Below are 18,674 nucleotides of genomic sequence, written 5' to 3'. Positions count from 1 at the left end.
GTTTCTCAGTCGTCGCTGAGGGAAAACCGGGGTTCGACCTCTGAGCGGACACCGCCGACGTCGAACTCGAACCGCGCCCCACCGAGGTCGGGTTCTGGTTCGGTGACCGTTATCTCCCAGCCGTGGGCCTCGACGATGCTCTCGACGATAGAAAGACCGAACCCACTTCCAGACTCGGACGTGGTGTGTCCGTGTTCGAACACTGTATCGCGTTTGTCCTCGGGGATGCCAGACCCGTCGTCGGCGATGTAGAACCCGGACTGCGTCGGCCCGACGCGGACCAAGATATCCGGATTCCGGTCCACACCGTCACCGTGAGAGTCTGCACCCTCCGCAGCACCAGACTCGACAGCGTCGTCACCAGACACGGTCTGGGTGCCTGTGGAACCGTGTTCTACAGTGTCGTCGGAAGGATTCCGACGGCCTGTCGAACCATGCTCGACAGCGTTTCGGAACAAGTTCTCGAAGGCCTGCTGGAGTCGTCCCTCGTCGGCCGGCGTGGTCCCGAGGCCATCCTCGACGATGAGAACGGCATCGCCGCCGGTGTCGACGGCTTTCCACGCTCGTTCGACCACGTTCTCGATGGCGACAGAGCTGGTTTCGCCGACTTTCCGCCCCTGTCTGGCCAGCGTGAGCACGTCGTTGAGCAGCGTGTCCATTCGGCTGACGCCGTCGAGTGCCCGGTCGAGGTGCGTCACGTCGTCTTCCTCACGGGCGAGTTCGACGAACCCCTTCGCGACGTTGAGTGGGTTCCGGAGGTCGTGTGAGACGACCGACGCAAACTCTTCGAGGCGGTCGTTCTGCCGCCGGAGTTCGCGCTCTCTCCGCTGTCTCGCCAGCGTGTGTGTGATGTTGTTGCCGACAGACCGAAGCAGGTCGACTTCCGTGTCGGTCCACGACCGGCCGTCGTCGACCACGTCGAAGACGACGAATCCGACGAGCGACCACTTCGAAACCATCGGGACGGAGACGAATCCACCGGTCTCTGCGTCTGCGAGGACGCGTTTCGTCTTCGATGCCTCCGGTGGGAGGTCAGACACGCTGTGGAGACACGCGTTCTCGAAGCGGTGTAAGCGTTCGACCAACCAGCGAGCGTCTCGGAGCGAGATACGATTCGGGTGGTTGGTGTGGTTGCCGCTCTGCCAATCGTGCATTCGGGCGGCGACGTTCGTCTCGTCGTCGTAGAGGTACACGGAACACCGGTCGAGGCCAGCGACTTCACCGACCGTCTGGAGGGTCCACTCTATCTTCGTCCCGATTTCGTCCGCTTCGGCGCTCATCAGCGACGTCGACGTGTCCAAGACGGCGTCTTTCAGCCGTGTTTCGTAGTGAATTCGGTCCCGATGCCGCCGACGCTCGGTCACGTCTTGCAGCGTTCCGATGACGCCCGATTCACCATCTTCCGTCGGTCGGGCCGCGAGGTGGCCTTCGCACAGGAGGTCGTCGTGCGGATAGTTCGGGCCGGGGGCAAGCACCGCTTCGAATCGCTCTGTCTCCGGGCCGGTCGAACTAGTGACCGTCTCGAACACCGCTTCGAGTTCGTCGGGGGTGTTCTCGATGATGTCGGTAAATCGTGTGCCGAGGATATCCGACCGGTCGTACCCCGTGAGGTCACAGAAGACTTCGTCGACGGACGAAAAGCGCGCGTCGCTGTCGAGCGAGTAGACGCCGCTGTCGAGGACTTCGATTGCGGTTCCGTAGCGTTCTGAGGCGGCTTTCGCGCGATACTGCGAGACAGCGTTGACCACGCGGTTCGCGAGGACCGTGTACTGGTCGGTACCCGTGTCCTTCTGCATGTAGTCGGTCGCACCGACGCGGAACGCGTCCCGCGCGACTTCTTCGGAGCCTTTCCCGGTGAAGAGAATGAACGGGAGGTCGGGATGTTCTGACCGAACCGCTCTGAGGAACTCCAATCCGTCGATGTCCGGCATGTCGTAGTCCGAAACGATACAGTCGATTCGCTCTTGCCGGAGTCGTTCCAGCGCGTCAGTCCCCGAGTTCGACGTCGTCACCGAGAGGTCGACGTCGCCCGCCTCGCGTTCGAGATAGATAGAGACGAGGTCAGTGAGGCTCGGCTCGTCGTCGACGTGAAGAACGCGTACGTCAGCACCCGAGCCGTCGTCCATACTGTGTTGCACTCGCTCAGTAATATGAGCGTTATGTCGCGGTTATCACCAGCGATAACCCACTGTAGCATCCCCCGACATATTTCGGTGCGAGACGTGCTCACACGACGAAAGAGCATCGAAACGACACGTCACCATCGGCGGTGAGTGACGCTCTCACGGGTTACGAGGCGGTGCTGGAAGTTCCGAGGCGGTGCTGTGAGTTACGAGGCAGTGATGTAGATGCCACCGAGGACGATGGCCCCGCCGAGAACCGTCGGAAGCGTGGGAATCTCACCGAGGAGAAAGAGGGCAAGGATGGTGCTACCGACAGGTTCACCGAGAAGTGACACCGAGACGACGCTCGATTCGAGGTGCGCGAGTGCCCAGTTGATGACCGTGTGACCGAAGATACCGGGACCGACAGCCATCCCGAAGAACAAGAGCCATTCGCGTGGTGGGTAGCCAGAGAGTGGGTCGCCGCGAGCGACTGCGACCGAGAGGAGCGCCAGCGCGCAGACGCTGTACACGACGACGACGTAGGGGACGAGTGCGACGCGACTGCGGACGCTCCGCCCGGTGAGGACGTACGCGGCGGCAGTCACTGCGCCGACGATTGCGAGTGCGTTCCCGAAGAGTGGACGAGGGGCACCGCTCGCGGTGAGCAGGTCAGACAGCGACATCAACACCATGCCGGCGAGTGCGACACCGATGCCGAGTGTCGTCCGGCGACTCACGCGTTCGTCGAGGAACGCCCACGCGCCGACGGCGACGAAGAGCGGTTGCGCCTGGACGAGTGTGACGCTGGCCGCAACCGTCGTGTGGTTCAGACTCTCGAACCACGACGCGAAGTGCGCCGCGAGGGCGACACCCGCACCGCTCGCCGCCCAGAGGTCACGTCGTGAGATACTGGCCACCGCGTCGCGATGGCGGACGAGCGCAACCGGGGCGAGCAGGGCGACGGTGAATACGACGCGGTAGAACGCCTTGACCAGACTCGGCGCGTTACTCCAGCGCACGAGAATCGCACTCGTGCTGACGGCCAGTATCGCGACGCCGAGACCGGTGAGCGGGGAGATTGGGCCATCGTGCGAAGCCGTGGTCACACCCCGCACGATGAAGAGTGAGGGCTTACCGCTTGCGAATCTCTTTAGCCTCCGGTCGTCCGTGGGTCGATAATGAGCGACTGGTTGGAGACGAGAGACAGGTTCGGGACGGGTGACCGACTCGGGATTGGACTCGTCGCCCTCTCGGGACTCGGATTCGGCACGCTCGCCATCTTCGGTAAATTCGCCGCGGCGGCGGGCCTCTCGATTCCGACCGTCCTCTTCTTTCGGTTCTTCATCGCGACGATAGTCGTCTGGGTGTGGTTAGCCCTCCGCGGTGACGTGCGTTTGCTCTCGGGACGCGACTTGGCCGTCGGCCTCGGACTCGGTGGTCTCGGCTACGCCACGATGAGTTTCCTCTACTTTCTCGGGTTGGAGTACCTGACGGCAGGACTCACGTCTATCGTCCTCTACACGTACCCAGTCTTCGTCGTGGGCCTCGCAGTCGTCGCACTCGACGAACCGGTCACGAGACGAACTGTGAGCGCACTCGTCGTCGCACTCACTGGTGTCGCACTCATCACAGGAGCAGACCCCACCGGCGTCGACCCGCGAGGCGTTCTCATCGTCCTCGTCGCGGCCGTCGTCTACGCGACGTACATCGTGGTGGGTCGCCGGGCACTGGACACGGTCGATTCCCAGACGCTCACGGCCCACGTCCTTCCGGCGGCCGCCGTGTCGTTCCTTCTCGTCGGCACTGTGACGGGGCAACTCTCGGTTCCGACCGAGACGGCGTCGTGGCTCATCGTGGGTGCAATCGCCGTCTTCGCCACCGCGATTCCGATATTCGCGTTCTTCGCTGGCATGGCCCGCATCGGTGCCAGCAGAGCGAGTATCGTCAGCACCTTCGAACCAGCGGGCACGCTCACCTTGGGTGCACTCGTCCTCGGCGAACCCGTGACGCTCGTGACTGTGCTCGGTGGGACACTCGTCGTGACTGGCGTCGTACTCGTAGAGTCGTAAAGCAGAGTTCGAAAAGCGCCCGAGTCAGGAACCTGACCCTCGGGTGACGATACTACTCGGCGTCTGCCGGCGTGTCGAAGTCGTGGAAGTGTTCGCCCTTCTCCTTCGTCAGGACGTTGAGGGCGGCGGCGGCGCCGTCACCGGCGGAGATGATGGCCTGCCACTCTTCGGCGCGGACCATCGCACCGGTCGCGTACACGTTCTCGACGCTCGTCTCCATCGTCACGTCGACGTCGACGACGTCCTCGTCGGTGAACGCACATCCCAGGTCCTCGGCGAGGCCACGTTTCGTCCCCGTCGCGAGGACGACGTAGTCCGCCTCGTACTCCTCGTCGTCGGCCGTGACCACGAACCCGCCGCCCGATTGTGTGACAGTAGTCACTTCGGCTTCGTGGCGTGTCGCGCCGAACCCGTCGACTTGCTCGCGGGCGTCTTCGAGGAACTCGGTTCCGTCTTTCGAGTCGATGCCGAGGTAGTTGAACAGGTGGGCCTTGTGCAACCACGTCTTGTCCGTGTCGAATACGTCCACGTCGAGGCCGTTTTTCGACGCGAACAGTGCAGCGGAGAGTCCTGCGGCACCACCACCGACCACGAGTACTCGTGCCATGCCAATACATGACGGTGCGGAGATAGATGAGGATTTGGGCCATCTGTGACGAGTCGCACAACCGGTCGGAGACGAGGACTCGACTACCGTTTCCGCGCTCGAATCAGTGCTTTCGGGTTGGCGAACGAGACGACAGACTCGTCGTCAGGTTCGTCGTCGTACTCACCGTCTGACTCACCGTCGAACTCGACTTCGAACGTCGCTTTCGCCGCGGGTGATGCCTCACGGAAGCGACGTTCGAGTTCCGCCCGGTCGGTGGAAGAGACGCCAGTTCGCTCGGTCCATGGGTCGAATTCGAGCGTGAGTTTCGCGGTTTCGACCGCTTCGACCGAGAGACCGGCGTCTTCGAACCACGTACGCCATTGCGAAACAGGGTACAGTTCGACGTGCGTCGGGTCGCGGAGGCGTTCGACGCCGTCGAGGAACGCGGCGAGTTCGTCGTCTTCGGGTGCAACGTTGTCTTCGAAGGCGAAGACGCCACCGGGTTCGAGGACGCGGGCCACCTCCGCGACGAACGCCTCCGGGTCGGGGAAGTGGTGGGCGGCGATTCGGCACGCTACGGCGTCGAACGACTCGTCGGCGAACGGGAGACGCTCCGCGTCGGCGACGACGCCGGTGACGGGGTACTCGCGGACTGCTGTCGCGACCATCTGCGGTGCCGCGTCGGTGGCGACGACGTTCGAGACACCCGCTTTCGCGATTGCGCCTGCTGTGTGGCCAGCACCCGTCGCGATGTCCAGTGCGCGGGTCGCGTCGCGACACCACGCGGCGAGTGTCTGCCGGTCGTCACCGAGACGGTGAACCTCGCTCTCGAAGTACGACTCGGCGGCGTCACCGAAGTGGGCGGCGGTCCGGCGCTTGTCGTCGCTCATGGGACGACGGTTCGGTCAGAAGTGGGATAAAACAGGACGGCACCGCGTCGCGGTGAGTCAACGTCCCGTCCGAGTCATCCTACGCGGCGTCGACGTAGTCGGGTCGCTCCGCGTACGGAATCGGGTCACGTTCGCCGAGGTTCTGGAACGCCTGCAACCGGAACGCGCACGAGTCACAGGTTCCGCAGGCGGGTTCCTCGGCACGGTAGCACGACCACGTGTGTTCGAACGGGACGCCGAGTTCGAGGCCGCGTCGGGCGATATCGGTCTTCGAGTCGTGGACGAACGGCACGTCGAGCGAGATGTGGGTGTCGGGTTTGGTTCCGACTTCGACCATCGCCTCGAACGCCTCGAAGAACTCGGGGCGACAGTCGGGATAGCCCGAGTAGTCTTCCGAGTGTGCGCCGACGAAGACGGTCTCACAGTCGTTGGCTTCGGCGTACGAGACGGCCATCGACAGGAGGTTCGCGTTCCGGAAGGGGACGTACGACGTGGGAATCTCGTCTGCGTCCATGTCGGCGTCTTCGACGGCCATCGAGTCGTCCGTGAGCGACGACGCGCCGATTTGCTTCAGGTGACTCGTCTCGATGTGGAGGAAGTCACGGGCGTCGAGTTCGTCGGCGAGGGCACGGGCACACTCGTACTCCGTGGACTCGGTCTTCTGGCCGTAAGAGGTGTGGAGTGCGTATATCTCGTAGCCACGTTCCTTCGCTTCGAAGGCAGTCGTCGCACTGTCCATGCCGCCGGAGAGGAGGACGACGGCGCGTTTCTCGTCGCTGGGCGAGTCGTCTGTAGATGCGTCGTCTGTGGATGTATCGTCAGTCATCGTGATAGGTGAGAGCGTTCAGTCAGGGATACTCAGGTTTCGGGTGCGTCGTTCCAGAGGTCGACGTGCAGGCGAGGCGTGTAGCGATATCCGAACTCAGCGGCGAGGTCGGCAACGTCGGTTCGGGTTCGAGCGAGGGCGTCGCGGGTCTGCCCTTCGGGCATGAGCAACACGTCGCTGTCGCGGACCTCACGAGTCGTCACACCGCGCACGTCGTCCACCAGTGATTCGATTTCGGGCAGGTCGTCACGGCCGGTGACGACGAACTTCAACTGGAAGTCGTCGGCGTGGTCGACCAGCGAGGCGAGCGAATCGAGGTCGATACGCGCCGACTCGTGTTTGTCCGTCCAGACACCGGGGTCGGTGTCCGTCGGCGCATTTTCGGGTGTCGGCGTCGACGAGGCGAGTTTTGGACTGATGCTCGCCAAGTCGACTGGCGCGTCGGTTTCGAGTGTCCCGTTCGTCTCGACGGTGAGATGGTAGTCGTCGGCGAGTTCAGACAGGAGCGTCGCCGTCTCGTCGTGGACGAGGGGTTCGCCGCCGGTGACGACGACGTGTTCGGGTGCGAGTGCGTCGACTTCGGCGACGACTTCCTCGACACCCATCCACGCGTGCGTCGGTTCCCACGAGGTGTGGTACGAGTCGCAGAACCAACATCGGAGGTTGCACCCACTCGTCCTGACGAACGTGCTCGGGACGCCAGCAAGTTTTCCCTCGCCTTGCAGCGACGCGAACAGTTCGTTGATAGGGAGTCGGTCCCCGTCGGCGTCGGTGTCGGGTCGCGAAACCGAATCGGAGACTGGCATCAGAATCCTGCGCAGAGTTCCGCCGTCTCGCTAACCTCGACCGAGATATCGGAGACGGTGTCGGGGAGCGTAGCTTCGAGTTTCTCTTCGAGGACGACGGCCATCACCTCGGCCGTCGGAGGCGCGTCGAGGACGACCATCCCGTCGGCGTCGCCCGACAACTCGAACGCGTCGACGAGTGGGTCGCCGTCTTCGACGAGGAATCGGTGGTCCCACTCGTCGATGACGTCGGTCACGACACCTTTGTCCACGACCCACCCCTCGTCGGTGAGTTCGCCGACGACGCGGACCGCGATTTCGTAGTTGTGGCCGTGTGGCCGACTACATTTGCCGTCGTGGTGGAGGAGGCGATGGCCGGCGCTGATGCGGATTGGCCGGTCACGACCGATGTGCAGGACACGTTCGCCCGCACGCGCGAGCGAGTCCGCTGCCTCGTCAGCAGACTGTCGTGTCTGTTTGAGTGTTCCCTGGGGCATACCCAGAGATTATTCGCAGACTACTTAATTTCGCTGTCTCGGCGTCGTCACTCGAATCTGGTTCGCGTCGGGGAGAGTGTCCGAACCCGTCGCTCACTCACGATGAAGACGGCGGGAGTGATGGCCTCGGAACGTTCCCTACTCGGACTGGTTCGCTATCGCTTCGCGCCACGAATCCGGGACGCGAGTCGGCGTTCCGGACTCGTCCATCGCGACTTGAATCGTCTTCCCGGTTGCGACGACGTCGCCCTCGTAGGAGAGTTCGTAGAAGAGTGGGAAACTCTTCCCACCGGGTTCGCCCGCCTCGACTTCGACTTCGACGGTTCCGATACCCTCGATAGGTGCTCGGTAGTCGAGTTCGAGGTGTGCGACGACGATGTCGAGTTCGGGGAGGGGGACGTCGAGTACCGACTCGAAGTATTCGACACGCGCTTGCTCACAGTAAGTCGCGTAGACGGCGTTGTTCACGTGTCCGAAGGAGTCGTGGTCACGGAATCGAACGGCAATTTCGGCGACGACAGTCATTGGACTGCGGGACACGGGCGAAGGATATAGCCCCGGCGGTTCGTCGTGGGACAATCGAAGACCACGCCGTCAGACAGCGCCAGCGAACGAAGAACAGTGAAGCCCACCGGCAGGTGCTGCCCCGTGGCCGCTCTCGTCCGTTAGTTAGCCGTCGAGACGGACAGGTCAGGCGTTGGCAGGCGGCGTCCGTGAAGTGCGACGACCCGCCAGACGTTCGAGCGCGACCCGACGCGGACCATCTCGATGGGGACGCGGGCACCAACCGGGAGTGACGCGAGCGTATCGCGAATTCGGTCGGACTCGTACTCGACGAGGTGGCGTGTCTCGTGCGTCTCGTGGAGTTCGACGGTCATCGTTCCGTGGTCGTTCATTTCGGTGCGTACGTTCACCAGCACGGGTGTCGCAGAGAGGGCAGTCATGGTTCAGCGTACGTAGTCATCCGGCATAAGCAGTTGTATTACTGATATTTTCAGATATTGAGTCTACATACCAATTCCTGCGTGGCAGACGTGTTCCGGACGATGACGAGCGTCCGCCCCCGAAACGAGCGAACTGGCGAGCGTACATGTCCGTGGCACCCGAACGTCCTACGAGACATGAAGAATCCCGATGCGTCGGGAGACGAGCGCGACGACGTCGAGAGTAGACCCACGTCGACCACCACCGAACCCGAGAGCGACACGACAGACAGCGGGGCCGAGATAGTCGTCGTCAGGGTTCGAACCGACGATAGTGTCGTCGACCTCGACGTCGAACGCGGTCGTGTTCTGCGAGACGTTCTTCTCGATGCCGACCTCTCACCGTACACCAGCCTGACCGAACGGGCGAACTGCGGCGGTCGTGGCCTCTGTGCGACCTGTGGTGTGCGGGTCGTCGAGGGAGAGACCTCTCCGACGCACTGGCACGACCGGTTGGCATCGCGGTTCGGGTACCCTCGGCTCTCGTGTCAGATTCTCGTCGAGGGGGCGATGGAAGTGGACCTCGTCGAAGACAAACGCATCTGGGGCGGACGCGAGTGAATACTCTCGTGAGACGACGTCGTGGAGAAATCCGCTCTCCCCGTACTCGTGAGTGAAACGAGCGAGTGCTCGTGGTGAGCATGGCGAGCCACGGTGATTTGAACTCACTCGCTAACTGCGTTCGCTCGCTGCTCAAACCGGCTCGGTGTGGACGTTCCACTGCGAAACGTTGGTCGCTGAAGAAGTCCGCTCTCCCCGATTTGAACGGGGGACAAGCCGATCTACAGTCGGCTGCTCTGCCAGGCTGAGCTAAGAGCGGTCAAGAGAATCTCAACCTACGATTGGACTTAAGAATTCTCATTTCAGGTGGCTAACTGGCCGACTGCGGGTCGATACCGATGTCGTGACAGAACTTCCTACTCGGCTGACCCACCGTCTGTGGGTTCGGACGAGTTGACCTCGCGGACCTGAATCCCCTTCCCTGCGAGGTGTTGCATCTGTCGCTGGGCGAAGTCTTCTTCGCTGGTTCCGCGGGTCGCGAGGACGTAGACGAGTGCGCTTCCGGCCGGGCGCATGGTACGTCCGGCGCGCTGGGACCCTTGCCGACGCGACCCACCGAGGCCGGAGGCGACGATAGCGAGTTCTGCGTTCGGGAGGTCGATTCCCTCGTCGCCGATGCGGGAGATGACGAGTGTCTCTACGTCGCCGTCGCGGAAGGCCTCGAAGTACGCCTCGCGGCGGTGGTGTCGCGTCTCGCCGCTGACGAACGGCACGTCGAGCGCCGAGGCTATCTCTTTACCCTGGTCGAGATAGTCGACGAAGACGAGCGTCTTCGAGTCGGGGTGACGGGCGCGGAGTCGACGTATCTCGAAGACTTTGGCGGGGTTCATCGCGGCGAGCATGTGGCGCTCTCGGCCGTCGCTGGACGCCCACTCGTTGCGTGCCATGTCGTCTTCCCACCCGACGTACCGAATCTCGACTTCTGGTTCCTGGACGTAGCCCGCGTCGAAGAGTTTGCCCCAGTCGGTCCCGATTGGCGGGCCGATGAGGGTGAATATCTCGGCCTCTTTGTCGTCTTCACGGATGGGCGTCGCCGACAGTCCGAGGCGGTGTTTGGACTGAAGGTCGGCACTCCGCTGGAAGACACGACTGGGGATGTGGTGCGCCTCGTCGTAGACGATGAGACCCCAGCGACGTGAGTCGAACAGGGAACGGTGTCGGTCCATCCCCGCCGTCTGGTACGTCGCGATGGTGACCGGTTGAATCTCTTTTTGTCCGCCGTGGTACTCCCCGATTTGGTCGTCGTCGAGGTCGGTCGTCGAGCGCAGTTCTTCGCGCCACTGTCGCGCGAGTTCTCGACTCGGAACCAGAATTAGCGTCTCGCCGCCGACTGCTGCGAGTGCTCCGATGCCAGCGATGGTCTTTCCCGCACCCGGCGGACCGACGAGGACGCCAGCGCGCTGGTCCAAGAAACGGTCCACCCAGTCTTGCTGGTAGTCGCGTAACTCGACGTGGAGCGAGACGTCGAGTGCTTCACCTTCTTCGAGGTCGCGGTCGTCTTCGACGGGGTACCCGGCGTCGTAGAGGATTCGTTTGATTGCTGCGACTGACTCGTCTCTGACCCACGCTTCGGTGTCGGAAATCGGTGCGTAAATCTGGTCGTCGTCGAGTTTTTGGAGGGCGACGTTGCCCATGAGGCTCTCCGTCGCGGCTTCGAGGACGGTGTATCCCTCTTCGTGAGAGTACAGGCGGAACTGGTGGGCGCGTTTCCACTGGTCTTCGACCCACGTCTCGAGGTGGGGTGAGCGCTCCGGCACGACCGACCGAAGCATTGCGATGAGGTCTCGAACGTCGTCAAACGGTGCCTGCCACACGTCTTCCTGCCGAATTCGGTACAGGTACCCACGGCCACGGCCTTCGCGGTCACCTGTCGTGTCTACGAGGTGGGCGAACTGTGAGAGGCGCGCGCGTGTGTACTGCGTCGGGTTGTCGACGACGAGTTCACGACGCTTCGGGAACAGGACGACGCGTTCGCGTGCGGCGAGTTTCCCCCACTCCGTCGGATACCATACGATGGGGTCAGTCTCGACGTTCACCTTCTCGACGCGGCCCGCGTCGACGAGTGCGTCGAGTCCGTCCAACGCGTCTGCCTGCGTCACGTCGAGTCGGCGAGCAACTTGCTGTGCCGTCACGACCGGACGACCCTCCGCTTCCAGAGCGTCGTAGAACGAAGCGAGGGAGACACCCGAAGCATCTGTCGGGACACCATCGGTCGGTCGTTCGTCGTCGTTCGGGACGGTGGCATCGGTTACGTCGCTGAGTCGGTCGAGTACGACGGTGTCGGACTCGTCCGCAGGAGCAGTCTGCTCTCCGTCCGCGGCAGTCTGCGTCCCGTTTTCAGCAGTCCGCATTTCATCTTCGGCAGTCTGCTCTCCGTCCTCGGCAGTCATCATCCCGGATACGGACGCGAGGGGGAAACGGCTTGCGACACGCGGACTGTACCCGAACGAGAGAGGCATCCGACACGGAGGCTATCGAAACGTAAGACGTGCTATCGGAGAGGAGAGTGCTGGTGGAGTGGGACACGTCCTATCGGGACGTTCTCGACTGCGCAGGTGCCATGCGTTCGAAAACAGACCGGAGATTCTCGTCGATGGTGATGAAATCGGGGAACTCTTCGAGTGTCCGGATACCGTCGAGATAGACGTACTCGACAGGTTCCGGTGGAATCTCTTCGAACACCTGGACCGGCCCGTGGTCGGCGAGTCCGATAAACGGACGCCCCTCTCGGTCGGTCTGTGGTGTCAGTCGGTGCTCGAGGTAGAGTCTCGCCATCGCGAGGGCACTCGCGAGTGGGACCTGTCCAGGTGTGAGTTGCCACCTGACGCCCTGTCGTTCGTACTGGACAGTCGTCACGTAACCGTCGTCGAATCGGAAGCAGTCGATGAGTTCGTCACCGTACGACCATCGGGTCTCGACTCGGCGTGACCACTCGAGTGCCCACTTCTCGCCGCTTTCAGCGTTACCGATGGCCTCGCGAAGACGCACCCACGCACGGCCGAGTGCATGCATACGTAGTCGGTTCGTACTCTGGGGTAATTGCATTGACGCCACGAGAACGACACAGTCAGGTGTCGCCGACAGTCGCGAGTTCACGTCAGTTGGTCCCACACCGCGTTTCCGGTGAATCGCGCTGGGATACGTTTCCGCCGTGGAGATGTGTGGTCGGTTCCACCCTATCGATGGTCGTCTCTCCTCTCCGTCGTATCCACGGTCATCCCTCTTTTCCGCAGGTATCACCAGAGGATTGTGACGTATCTCCCGGAAGAATGTGGCGTGTCTCGCAGAGGATTGTGGCGTGTCTTTCCACACCTCGCTTCCGGTGAAACCCGAGAGAGACGAAAGAGGGCAGAGACACCACGTTTCCGGTGAACGGTCCCGTCGCCTAGTGTCGGTTTTGCCGTATCAGGTTCGTGCGACTGGCGAGTACCCGTCCGGGAACGTTACAGCGCTGACAGACACCACGTTTCCGGTGAAATCACAGCACGTGGGGGGCGCGAAGTCGACGAAGTATGTGCTGTCTCGATAGAAGCGGACACACCGTGTTTCCGGTGAAGTGTCCACGGCGGTTGTAGGACTCGAACCGACTGGATTCGAGGTCTCGACAGGTCGACGTACAGTCGGGTGCACACGACGACCGATTCGAATCGGTCCACTTATTACCTACACACCGGGTTTCCGGTGAAAATCCCGGTTTCAGCGGTCCTCAAGACTGTCCCCAGCGGTCACGAACGGCCGGTGAGGGACACCTCATTTCCGGTGTACGATGTCGATTCGACTGTGCCGTCACCCTCTACTTGCTGTCGTTACCTCGTACCTGTGTTCTATCTGTTTCTCCAACCTATAGCAACTATTAAATAGTTTATTTGTGTTACCGACCATTGATACACTCGCAAACAAAGTATTTCTCGTTACTCGAGAAATGTTCGAAGCGAATTTCAGGTACTAAATCGTCTGTTTTCGGGAGATTTGACCTTCCCTCGTCTTTCTCCGCCTCTTCCGAGTCACCACTCCACCGAACCGGTTCGGCTACGTTCTGGAAGACCTGTCGTCGTATCGTCTGTTGACTCCGCTGAGACCTGAGCCGAGAATTCGGGGGACGACGGACCGACAGCCGACTGCGAAGTTCGAACGCCGGCGAGATTGTTGGGGTCGGTCTGTCCCACACCGAGTTTCCGGTGAACCCACACCTCTGTTTCGTGTGGACGGGAAACGGAGGTTCGTACCCGTTCACCGGAAATCCGGTGTGTGTGTCCTGCGTCGAATGGTAAGTCCTTTCACCGGAAACGTGGTGTGTTGCGAACATGCCTAACGCCAGCGACGACCTCTTCACCAGGGAGGACCCCATCTTCGCTAACAAGGAGTTGTTAGAGATCAATCACCTCCCTGGTGAGGGTCGCATCGTCGGTCGCGACGACGAGATTTCGAACCTCGCGACGGCGGTGAATCCTGCAATCTTCGGACAGAGTCCGAGCAACGTGTTGATATACGGGAAGACGGGGACGGGGAAGTCACTCTGTGCGAAGTACGTCTCACAACGACTCGTCGATACTGCCGAAGAAGAAGGCGTGAAGGCGATGTTCGCCTACGTCGACTGCGCACAGGACACCACAGAGACGCAGGCCGTCCAGACAATCGCGGATAGCGTCAACGACCCCGCGGTCACGGGCATCAAAGTCCCCGACAAAGGACTCTCTACGTCGACGTACTACAAGCGTCTCTGGCGTATCCTCGACGCCCTCTACGACGTCGTTCTCATCATCCTCGACGAAATCGACAAACTGAGCGACGACGATATTCTCATGCAACTTTCGCGGGCGGGTGAGGCGGGGAAGATTTCCGGGTGCAAACTCGGTGTCATCGGTATCAGCAACAAGATTCAGTACAAAGACCGAATGGACGAACGCGTCAAATCCAGTCTCTGTGAACGCGAGTTCGTCTTTCCCCCGTACGACGCCAACCAACTGCGGGATATCATGGATGCCCGGAGTGACGCGTTCCGCGACGGGGTCTTGGACCCCTCGACGATTCCCCGCGCCGCGGCACTCGCCGCCCGTGAACACGGGGACGCCCGCAAGGCAATCGACATCCTTCGGTACGCTGGCGAAATTGCACAGTCGATGGGTGCGAGCACGGTGAAAGAGAACTTCGTCACGCAGGCGCGCCAGCGTGCAGAGACAGACCGATTCCGCGAACTCATCCGTGGTTCGACACCGCACTCACGCTACGTTCTCCAAGCACTGGCGATTCTCTCGCTGTCTAACCAACAGCAGGATGGCTTCCGGACGAGTCGTGTGTACGAAGTCTACGAGAACATCTGCCGACAGCAGGGTTCGGATAGCCTCTCTCTCCGGCGGGTTCGTGACCTCCTCAAAGAACACGCGTTCCTCGACATCATCGAGCAGTCCAAACACAGCGGCGGTAGTGCTGAAGGGAGTTACACGAAACACCAGTTGCTCGAAGACCCGGACGTGGTTAAAGACGTCCTGACAGAAGACGTCTAAGGGGGGCGGACCGACGCCCGAGTCGGTGGACGTGTCGAATCGTCAGCGGGGACTATTTGCCGCTGCACTTACACCTCTGAAGAGGACAGTCTTATATTTTATTGCACACGTGTGTGATTGGAATAATCACGTGTGACTGGTTCGGTCACAGACCTGCCGGAACCAGTACTGTCGACACGCCGTCGTCCGCTTTGATCCTCGGCTTACACCGCCGAGTCGCCGTGTTCGAGTGGTTTTGACTCGCTTCGAATCGACTCGTAGAGGTCTTTGACCCAGTCCACGACTGCGGGTGCGTCACCGTCGACGAGTGAGACCATGTTTCCGTGGTCGTCGTAGGCTGCGACCAAGCCGTGACCATCCACGAGGAGGAGGCCGAACTCGAGAGTGTCCTCTACGACACGGAGCGAGAACTGGTCGAGTTCCTGTCCGAGTTCGAACGATTCGGCGTACTCCGACATGGACCGTTCGAGCACGTCTCTGTCGACGACGAGTTCCATCTCCGTCTGCGGACCGAGGACTTGTTCTGCTGCTTCGTTGAAGACCCGACTGACGATAGGAGAGACGCCGCGGAATTCGTCTACCGTGTCGTTTCCGAGCACGGTGAGGTACCGGTTGATGGGTGCGTGTGGGTCGTTGTCTGCGGCAGTCGTGACGGTCAACTGCTCGAGGACATCGGCCGGAACGTCGTCACAGATGCCCCCAGCGTTCGTCAGGAACTCGCGCATCCGTGCCGTGCATTCGACGGTGTCGACGAGGTCTGTGTACTGTTCGTAGACCATCTTCCCTCCGGGGGTGAGTCGGTACAACCCGTCGGATTTCTCCACCCATCCTCGGTCACAGAACCCTGCGAGCGTCCGCTGTGCCGTTTCGCGGGCGCATCCGCAGACCCGTGCGAGGTCAGTTGGCCGCCGTGGCTCTCGCGCGAGTGCTTGCAGTATCGACTCCCTGCTCCGCGACCCGACGAGGAACGCGACGTCCTCCCGCGCATTCATGTCGTTTCGTTAGTGTATTCGACATTTTACACTTGTCGGTGCGTCGCTCAGCGGAGTGTACTGCTGAAGAAAGTACGGTGTGAGAACTTAGCCGAGAAGACCGAGTGCGTCGATACGCTCGACGATTTCCTCGACGGCCGTCTCTGCGTCGTCAGTCCGCTTGCCACCGGTGATGACGATTTTCCCGGAACCGAACAGGAGGATGACGACCTTCGGTTCGTCCATCCGGTAGACGAGGCCGGGGAACTGTTCGGGTTCGTACTCAACGTCCTCGAGACCAAGACCGATAGCGAGGGCGTTCAGGTTCAGGTTGTGACCCAGGTCTGCACTGGAGACGATGTTCTGAACGGTGATTTCGGGTTCGTCGTCGACAGGGATGCTCAGTTCTCGGAGCTTGTCGAAGATGATTCCGAGTGCTTCGTGTACGTCGTCGATGCTCTTTGCACCGGTACACACGATTTTCCCAGACCGGAAGATGAGTGCCGCGGCTTTCGGCTCTTGTGTCCGATAGACGAGGCCAGGGAAGTTGTCTGGGTTGAAATCAGCACCGGGAAGGTCGTCGGCAAGTGCTTCGAGGTCGAGCTCTTGACCGATCCCGGTCGATGCGACTACGTTCTGAATCTCGATGGAGTCTGCCGGCCCACTCATTGCTCGCTTTTTAATCATACCTCCTTCCTTATAAAGCGACCCGTTATAAACCGAGTTCAACTGAGTCGATTCCGTCGTCGCCTCGCACGCGCGCGAAACTAATACTTTGTTTCACTCGCCACTCGACTGAGGTCAGGAGTGGACGCGCGTGAAGTTATGACACGCCTCGTGTCTATTTTTCTCACAGAGCCACTAAATCAACGGCGTTAAATGTAACCGTGCCATTCGAAGTAATGTGAAGAAGCGCACGGGGGCACTCCCCCCGAAGGCTTCGTCCGAACGCCCACCGACCCAAGGCCGTCTGGCGCTCACCGGGATGACACACTCTCCCGGGGTGCCGACGATACGACGGCCTTAAGTGGTCCAAGGCATTTCGGAAGAATGCGAACGACACACCGCGATTGCAGGGCGTTTCAACGCGTCCTGCCTCACCGGGTTTGGTCGAGCGAGGTTCGACGGGTTTATACCCACGAACCACCTCGATTCAAATCCGAAGGAAATGAGGATTCCGCCCCTGCGGTACGCCGCAAGACGGTATCTGATGTTAGCCCTAGTAGTTCGGTGATATCCGAACGGATATCATTCGAACTCGGACCTTTGAACGGTGATTTGACAGCATTACGCTGCCATTCACCCGCCAACACCCCGCGACCAGGTTTAAATGGTCGCGACCCATTCCGGTTGATCCTGCCGGAGGTCATTGCTATTGGGGTCCGATTTAGCCATGCTAGTTGTACGAGCTTAGACTCGTTGCGGAAAGCTCAGTAACACGTGGACAAACTACCCTACGGAGAACGATAACCTCGGGAAACTGAGGCTAATAGTTCATAGGGGAGTCGCGCTGGAATGCCGACTCTCCCAAACGCTCCGGCGCCGTAGGATGTGTCTGCGGCCGATTAGGTAGACGGTGGGGTAACGGCCCACCGTGCCGATAATCGGTACGGGTTGTGAGAGCAAGAGCCCGGAGACGGAATCTGAGACAAGATTCCGGGCCCTACGGGGCGCAGCAGGCGCGAAACCTTTACACTGTACGCAAGTGCGATAAGGGGACCCCAAGTGCGAGGGCATATAGTCCTCGCTTTTCCCGACTGTAAGGCGGTCGGGGAATAAGGGCTGGGCAAGACCGGTGCCAGCCGCCGCGGTAATACCGGCAGCCCAAGTGATGACCGATATTATTGGGCCTAAAGCGTCCGTAGCCGGCCACGAAGGTCCATCGGGAAATCCGCCAGCTTAACTGGCGGGCGTCCGGTGGAAACCACGTGGCTTGGGACCGGAAGGCTCGAGGGGTACGTCCGGGGTAGGAGTGAAATCCCGTAATCCTGGACGGACCACCGATGGCGAAAGCACCTCGAGAAGACGGATCCGACGGTGAGGGACGAAAGCTAGGGTCTCGAACCGGATTAGATACCCGGGTAGTCCTAGCTGTAAACGATGCTCGCTAGGTGTGGCACAGGCTACGAGCCTGTGCTGTGCCGTAGGGAAGCCGAGAAGCGAGCCGCCTGGGAAGTACGTCCGCAAGGATGAAACTTAAAGGAATTGGCGGGGGAGCACTACAACCGGAGGAGCCTGCGGTTTAATTGGACTCAACGCCGGACATCTCACCAGCTCCGACTATAGTGATGACGGTCAGGTTGATGACCTTACCACGACGCTATAGAGAGGAGGTGCATGGCCGCCGTCAGCTCGTACCGTGAGGCGTCCTGTTAAGTCAGGCAACGAGCGAGACCCGCACTTCTAATTGCCAGCAGCAGTTTCGACTGGCTGGGTACATTAGAAGGACTGCCGCTGCTAAAGCGGAGGAAGGAACGGGCAACGGTAGGTCAGTATGCCCCGAATGAGCTGGGCTACACGCGGGCTACAATGGTCGAGACAATGGGTTGCTATCTCGAAAGAGAACGCTAATCTCCTAAACTCGATCGTAGTTCGGATTGAGGGCTGAAACTCGCCCTCATGAAGCTGGATTCGGTAGTAATCGCATTTCACAAGAGTGCGGTGAATACGTCCCTGCTCCTTGCACACACCGCCCGTCAAAGCACCCGAGTGAGGTCCGGATGAGGCTGTCACACGACAGTCGAATCTGGGCTTCGCAAGGGGGCTTAAGTCGTAACAAGGTAGCCGTAGGGGAATCTGCGGCTGGATCACCTCCTAACGACCGAGACCACCCCGACGGGGTGGCTCACACGCGATCTTCCGAGTTCGAACACCATCCGTTCGGACACCTTAGA

At 60.9% G+C, this 18,674-nt stretch carries 16 protein-coding genes, 1 tRNA gene and 1 rRNA gene; 4 read left to right on the top strand and 14 right to left on the bottom strand.

Translation table 11 applies throughout. From position 1 onward, the window contains the following. Window positions 1-5: 5 nt before the first annotated feature. Together GJR96_RS11790 and GJR96_RS11785 are read right to left on the bottom strand one after the other, a co-directional pair. Complete coding sequence (locus GJR96_RS11790) at window positions 6-2,126, bottom strand: response regulator (protein ID WP_151163096.1); 2,121 nt, start codon at window positions 2,124-2,126, stop codon at window positions 6-8. A 203-nt stretch (window positions 2,127-2,329) separates the two neighbouring features. Further along, window positions 2,330-3,211, bottom strand: a complete 882-nt coding sequence (locus GJR96_RS11785) for a DMT family transporter (RefSeq protein ID WP_151163095.1) — start codon at window positions 3,209-3,211, stop codon at window positions 2,330-2,332. A gap of 72 nt (window positions 3,212-3,283) precedes the next feature. Here GJR96_RS11785 and GJR96_RS11780 point away from each other — a divergent pair, with 72 nt between their 5' ends. Next, a complete protein-coding gene (locus tag GJR96_RS11780) occupies window positions 3,284-4,174 on the top strand; it encodes a DMT family transporter (protein WP_151163094.1) in 891 nt (296 codons plus the stop codon). Window positions 4,175-4,226: 52 nt separating this feature from the next. On the opposite strand, the gene GJR96_RS11775 is transcribed toward GJR96_RS11780, so the two are convergent. The 7 genes from GJR96_RS11775 to GJR96_RS11745 form a co-directional block, all read right to left on the bottom strand. Then, a complete protein-coding gene (locus GJR96_RS11775; RefSeq protein WP_151163093.1) occupies window positions 4,227-4,781 on the bottom strand; it encodes an FAD-dependent oxidoreductase in 555 nt (184 codons plus the stop codon). 83 nt (window positions 4,782-4,864) lie between these two features. After that, window positions 4,865-5,653 (bottom strand): class I SAM-dependent methyltransferase, encoded by a 789-nt coding sequence (locus tag GJR96_RS11770; protein ID WP_151163092.1) that lies wholly within the window; start codon window positions 5,651-5,653, stop codon window positions 4,865-4,867. 79 nt (window positions 5,654-5,732) lie between these two features. Beyond that, complete coding sequence (queC, locus tag GJR96_RS11765) at window positions 5,733-6,479, bottom strand: 7-cyano-7-deazaguanine synthase QueC (protein WP_151163091.1); 747 nt, start codon at window positions 6,477-6,479, stop codon at window positions 5,733-5,735. 32 nt (window positions 6,480-6,511) lie between these two features. Beyond that, on the bottom strand, window positions 6,512-7,285 hold the full coding sequence (locus GJR96_RS11760) for a 7-carboxy-7-deazaguanine synthase QueE (RefSeq protein ID WP_151163090.1): 774 nt from the start codon (window positions 7,283-7,285) through the stop codon (window positions 6,512-6,514). After that, a complete protein-coding gene (locus GJR96_RS11755; RefSeq protein ID WP_151163089.1) occupies window positions 7,285-7,761 on the bottom strand; it encodes a 6-pyruvoyl trahydropterin synthase family protein in 477 nt (158 codons plus the stop codon). Before GJR96_RS11755 ends, GJR96_RS11760 begins: the two co-directional genes overlap by 1 nt. A 138-nt stretch (window positions 7,762-7,899) precedes the next feature. Further along, entirely contained in the window at window positions 7,900-8,286 is a 387-nt protein-coding gene (locus GJR96_RS11750; protein WP_058570764.1) for an acyl-CoA thioesterase, read from the bottom strand. A 140-nt stretch (window positions 8,287-8,426) separates the two neighbouring features. After that, window positions 8,427-8,705, bottom strand: coding sequence for a hypothetical protein (locus GJR96_RS11745; RefSeq protein WP_151163088.1), 279 nt, complete (start codon window positions 8,703-8,705; stop codon window positions 8,427-8,429). A gap of 177 nt (window positions 8,706-8,882) precedes the next feature. Between GJR96_RS11745 and GJR96_RS11740 the strand changes: the two genes are divergently transcribed. Next, complete coding sequence (locus GJR96_RS11740) at window positions 8,883-9,305, top strand: 2Fe-2S iron-sulfur cluster-binding protein (protein WP_151164023.1); 423 nt, start codon at window positions 8,883-8,885, stop codon at window positions 9,303-9,305. Between the two features lie 185 nt (window positions 9,306-9,490). Here GJR96_RS11740 and GJR96_RS11735 read toward each other — a convergent pair. From GJR96_RS11735 to GJR96_RS11725, 3 genes are all read right to left on the bottom strand, one after another. Beyond that, window positions 9,491-9,564, bottom strand: a tRNA-Tyr gene (locus tag GJR96_RS11735). Between the two features lie 97 nt (window positions 9,565-9,661). Continuing rightward, complete coding sequence (locus GJR96_RS11730; protein ID WP_151164021.1) at window positions 9,662-11,695, bottom strand: DEAD/DEAH box helicase; 2,034 nt, start codon at window positions 11,693-11,695, stop codon at window positions 9,662-9,664. Window positions 11,696-11,834: 139 nt separating this feature from the next. After that, window positions 11,835-12,317, bottom strand: coding sequence for a hypothetical protein (locus GJR96_RS11725; RefSeq protein ID WP_151163087.1), 483 nt, complete (start codon window positions 12,315-12,317; stop codon window positions 11,835-11,837). A 1,292-nt stretch (window positions 12,318-13,609) separates the two neighbouring features. Here GJR96_RS11725 and GJR96_RS11720 point away from each other — a divergent pair. Further along, window positions 13,610-14,809, top strand: a complete 1,200-nt coding sequence (locus GJR96_RS11720) for a Cdc6/Cdc18 family protein (protein WP_058572294.1) — start codon at window positions 13,610-13,612, stop codon at window positions 14,807-14,809. Window positions 14,810-15,012: 203 nt separating this feature from the next. Here the strand turns inward: GJR96_RS11720 and GJR96_RS11715 are convergent, their stop codons facing one another. Both GJR96_RS11715 and GJR96_RS11710 read right to left on the bottom strand, forming a co-directional pair. After that, the gene (locus GJR96_RS11715) at window positions 15,013-15,801 is read right to left on the bottom strand and encodes a helix-turn-helix transcriptional regulator (RefSeq protein WP_191965855.1); all 789 of its coding nucleotides are present in this window, start codon (window positions 15,799-15,801) and stop codon (window positions 15,013-15,015) included. A gap of 87 nt (window positions 15,802-15,888) precedes the next feature. Next, window positions 15,889-16,449, bottom strand: a complete 561-nt coding sequence (locus GJR96_RS11710; RefSeq protein ID WP_151163086.1) for a TATA-box-binding protein — start codon at window positions 16,447-16,449, stop codon at window positions 15,889-15,891. Between the two features lie 674 nt (window positions 16,450-17,123). Between GJR96_RS11710 and GJR96_RS11705 the strand changes: the two genes are divergently transcribed. Further along, window positions 17,124-18,596, top strand: a 16S ribosomal RNA gene (locus tag GJR96_RS11705). Window positions 18,597-18,674: the final 78 nt, after the last annotated feature.

The organism is Haloferax litoreum, from assembly GCF_009674605.1.
GTDB lineage: Archaea > Halobacteriota > Halobacteria > Halobacteriales > Haloferacaceae > Haloferax > Haloferax litoreum.
Note: the sequence above shows the minus strand (reverse complement) of the source record. Positions and strands in the feature narration are given on the sequence as shown.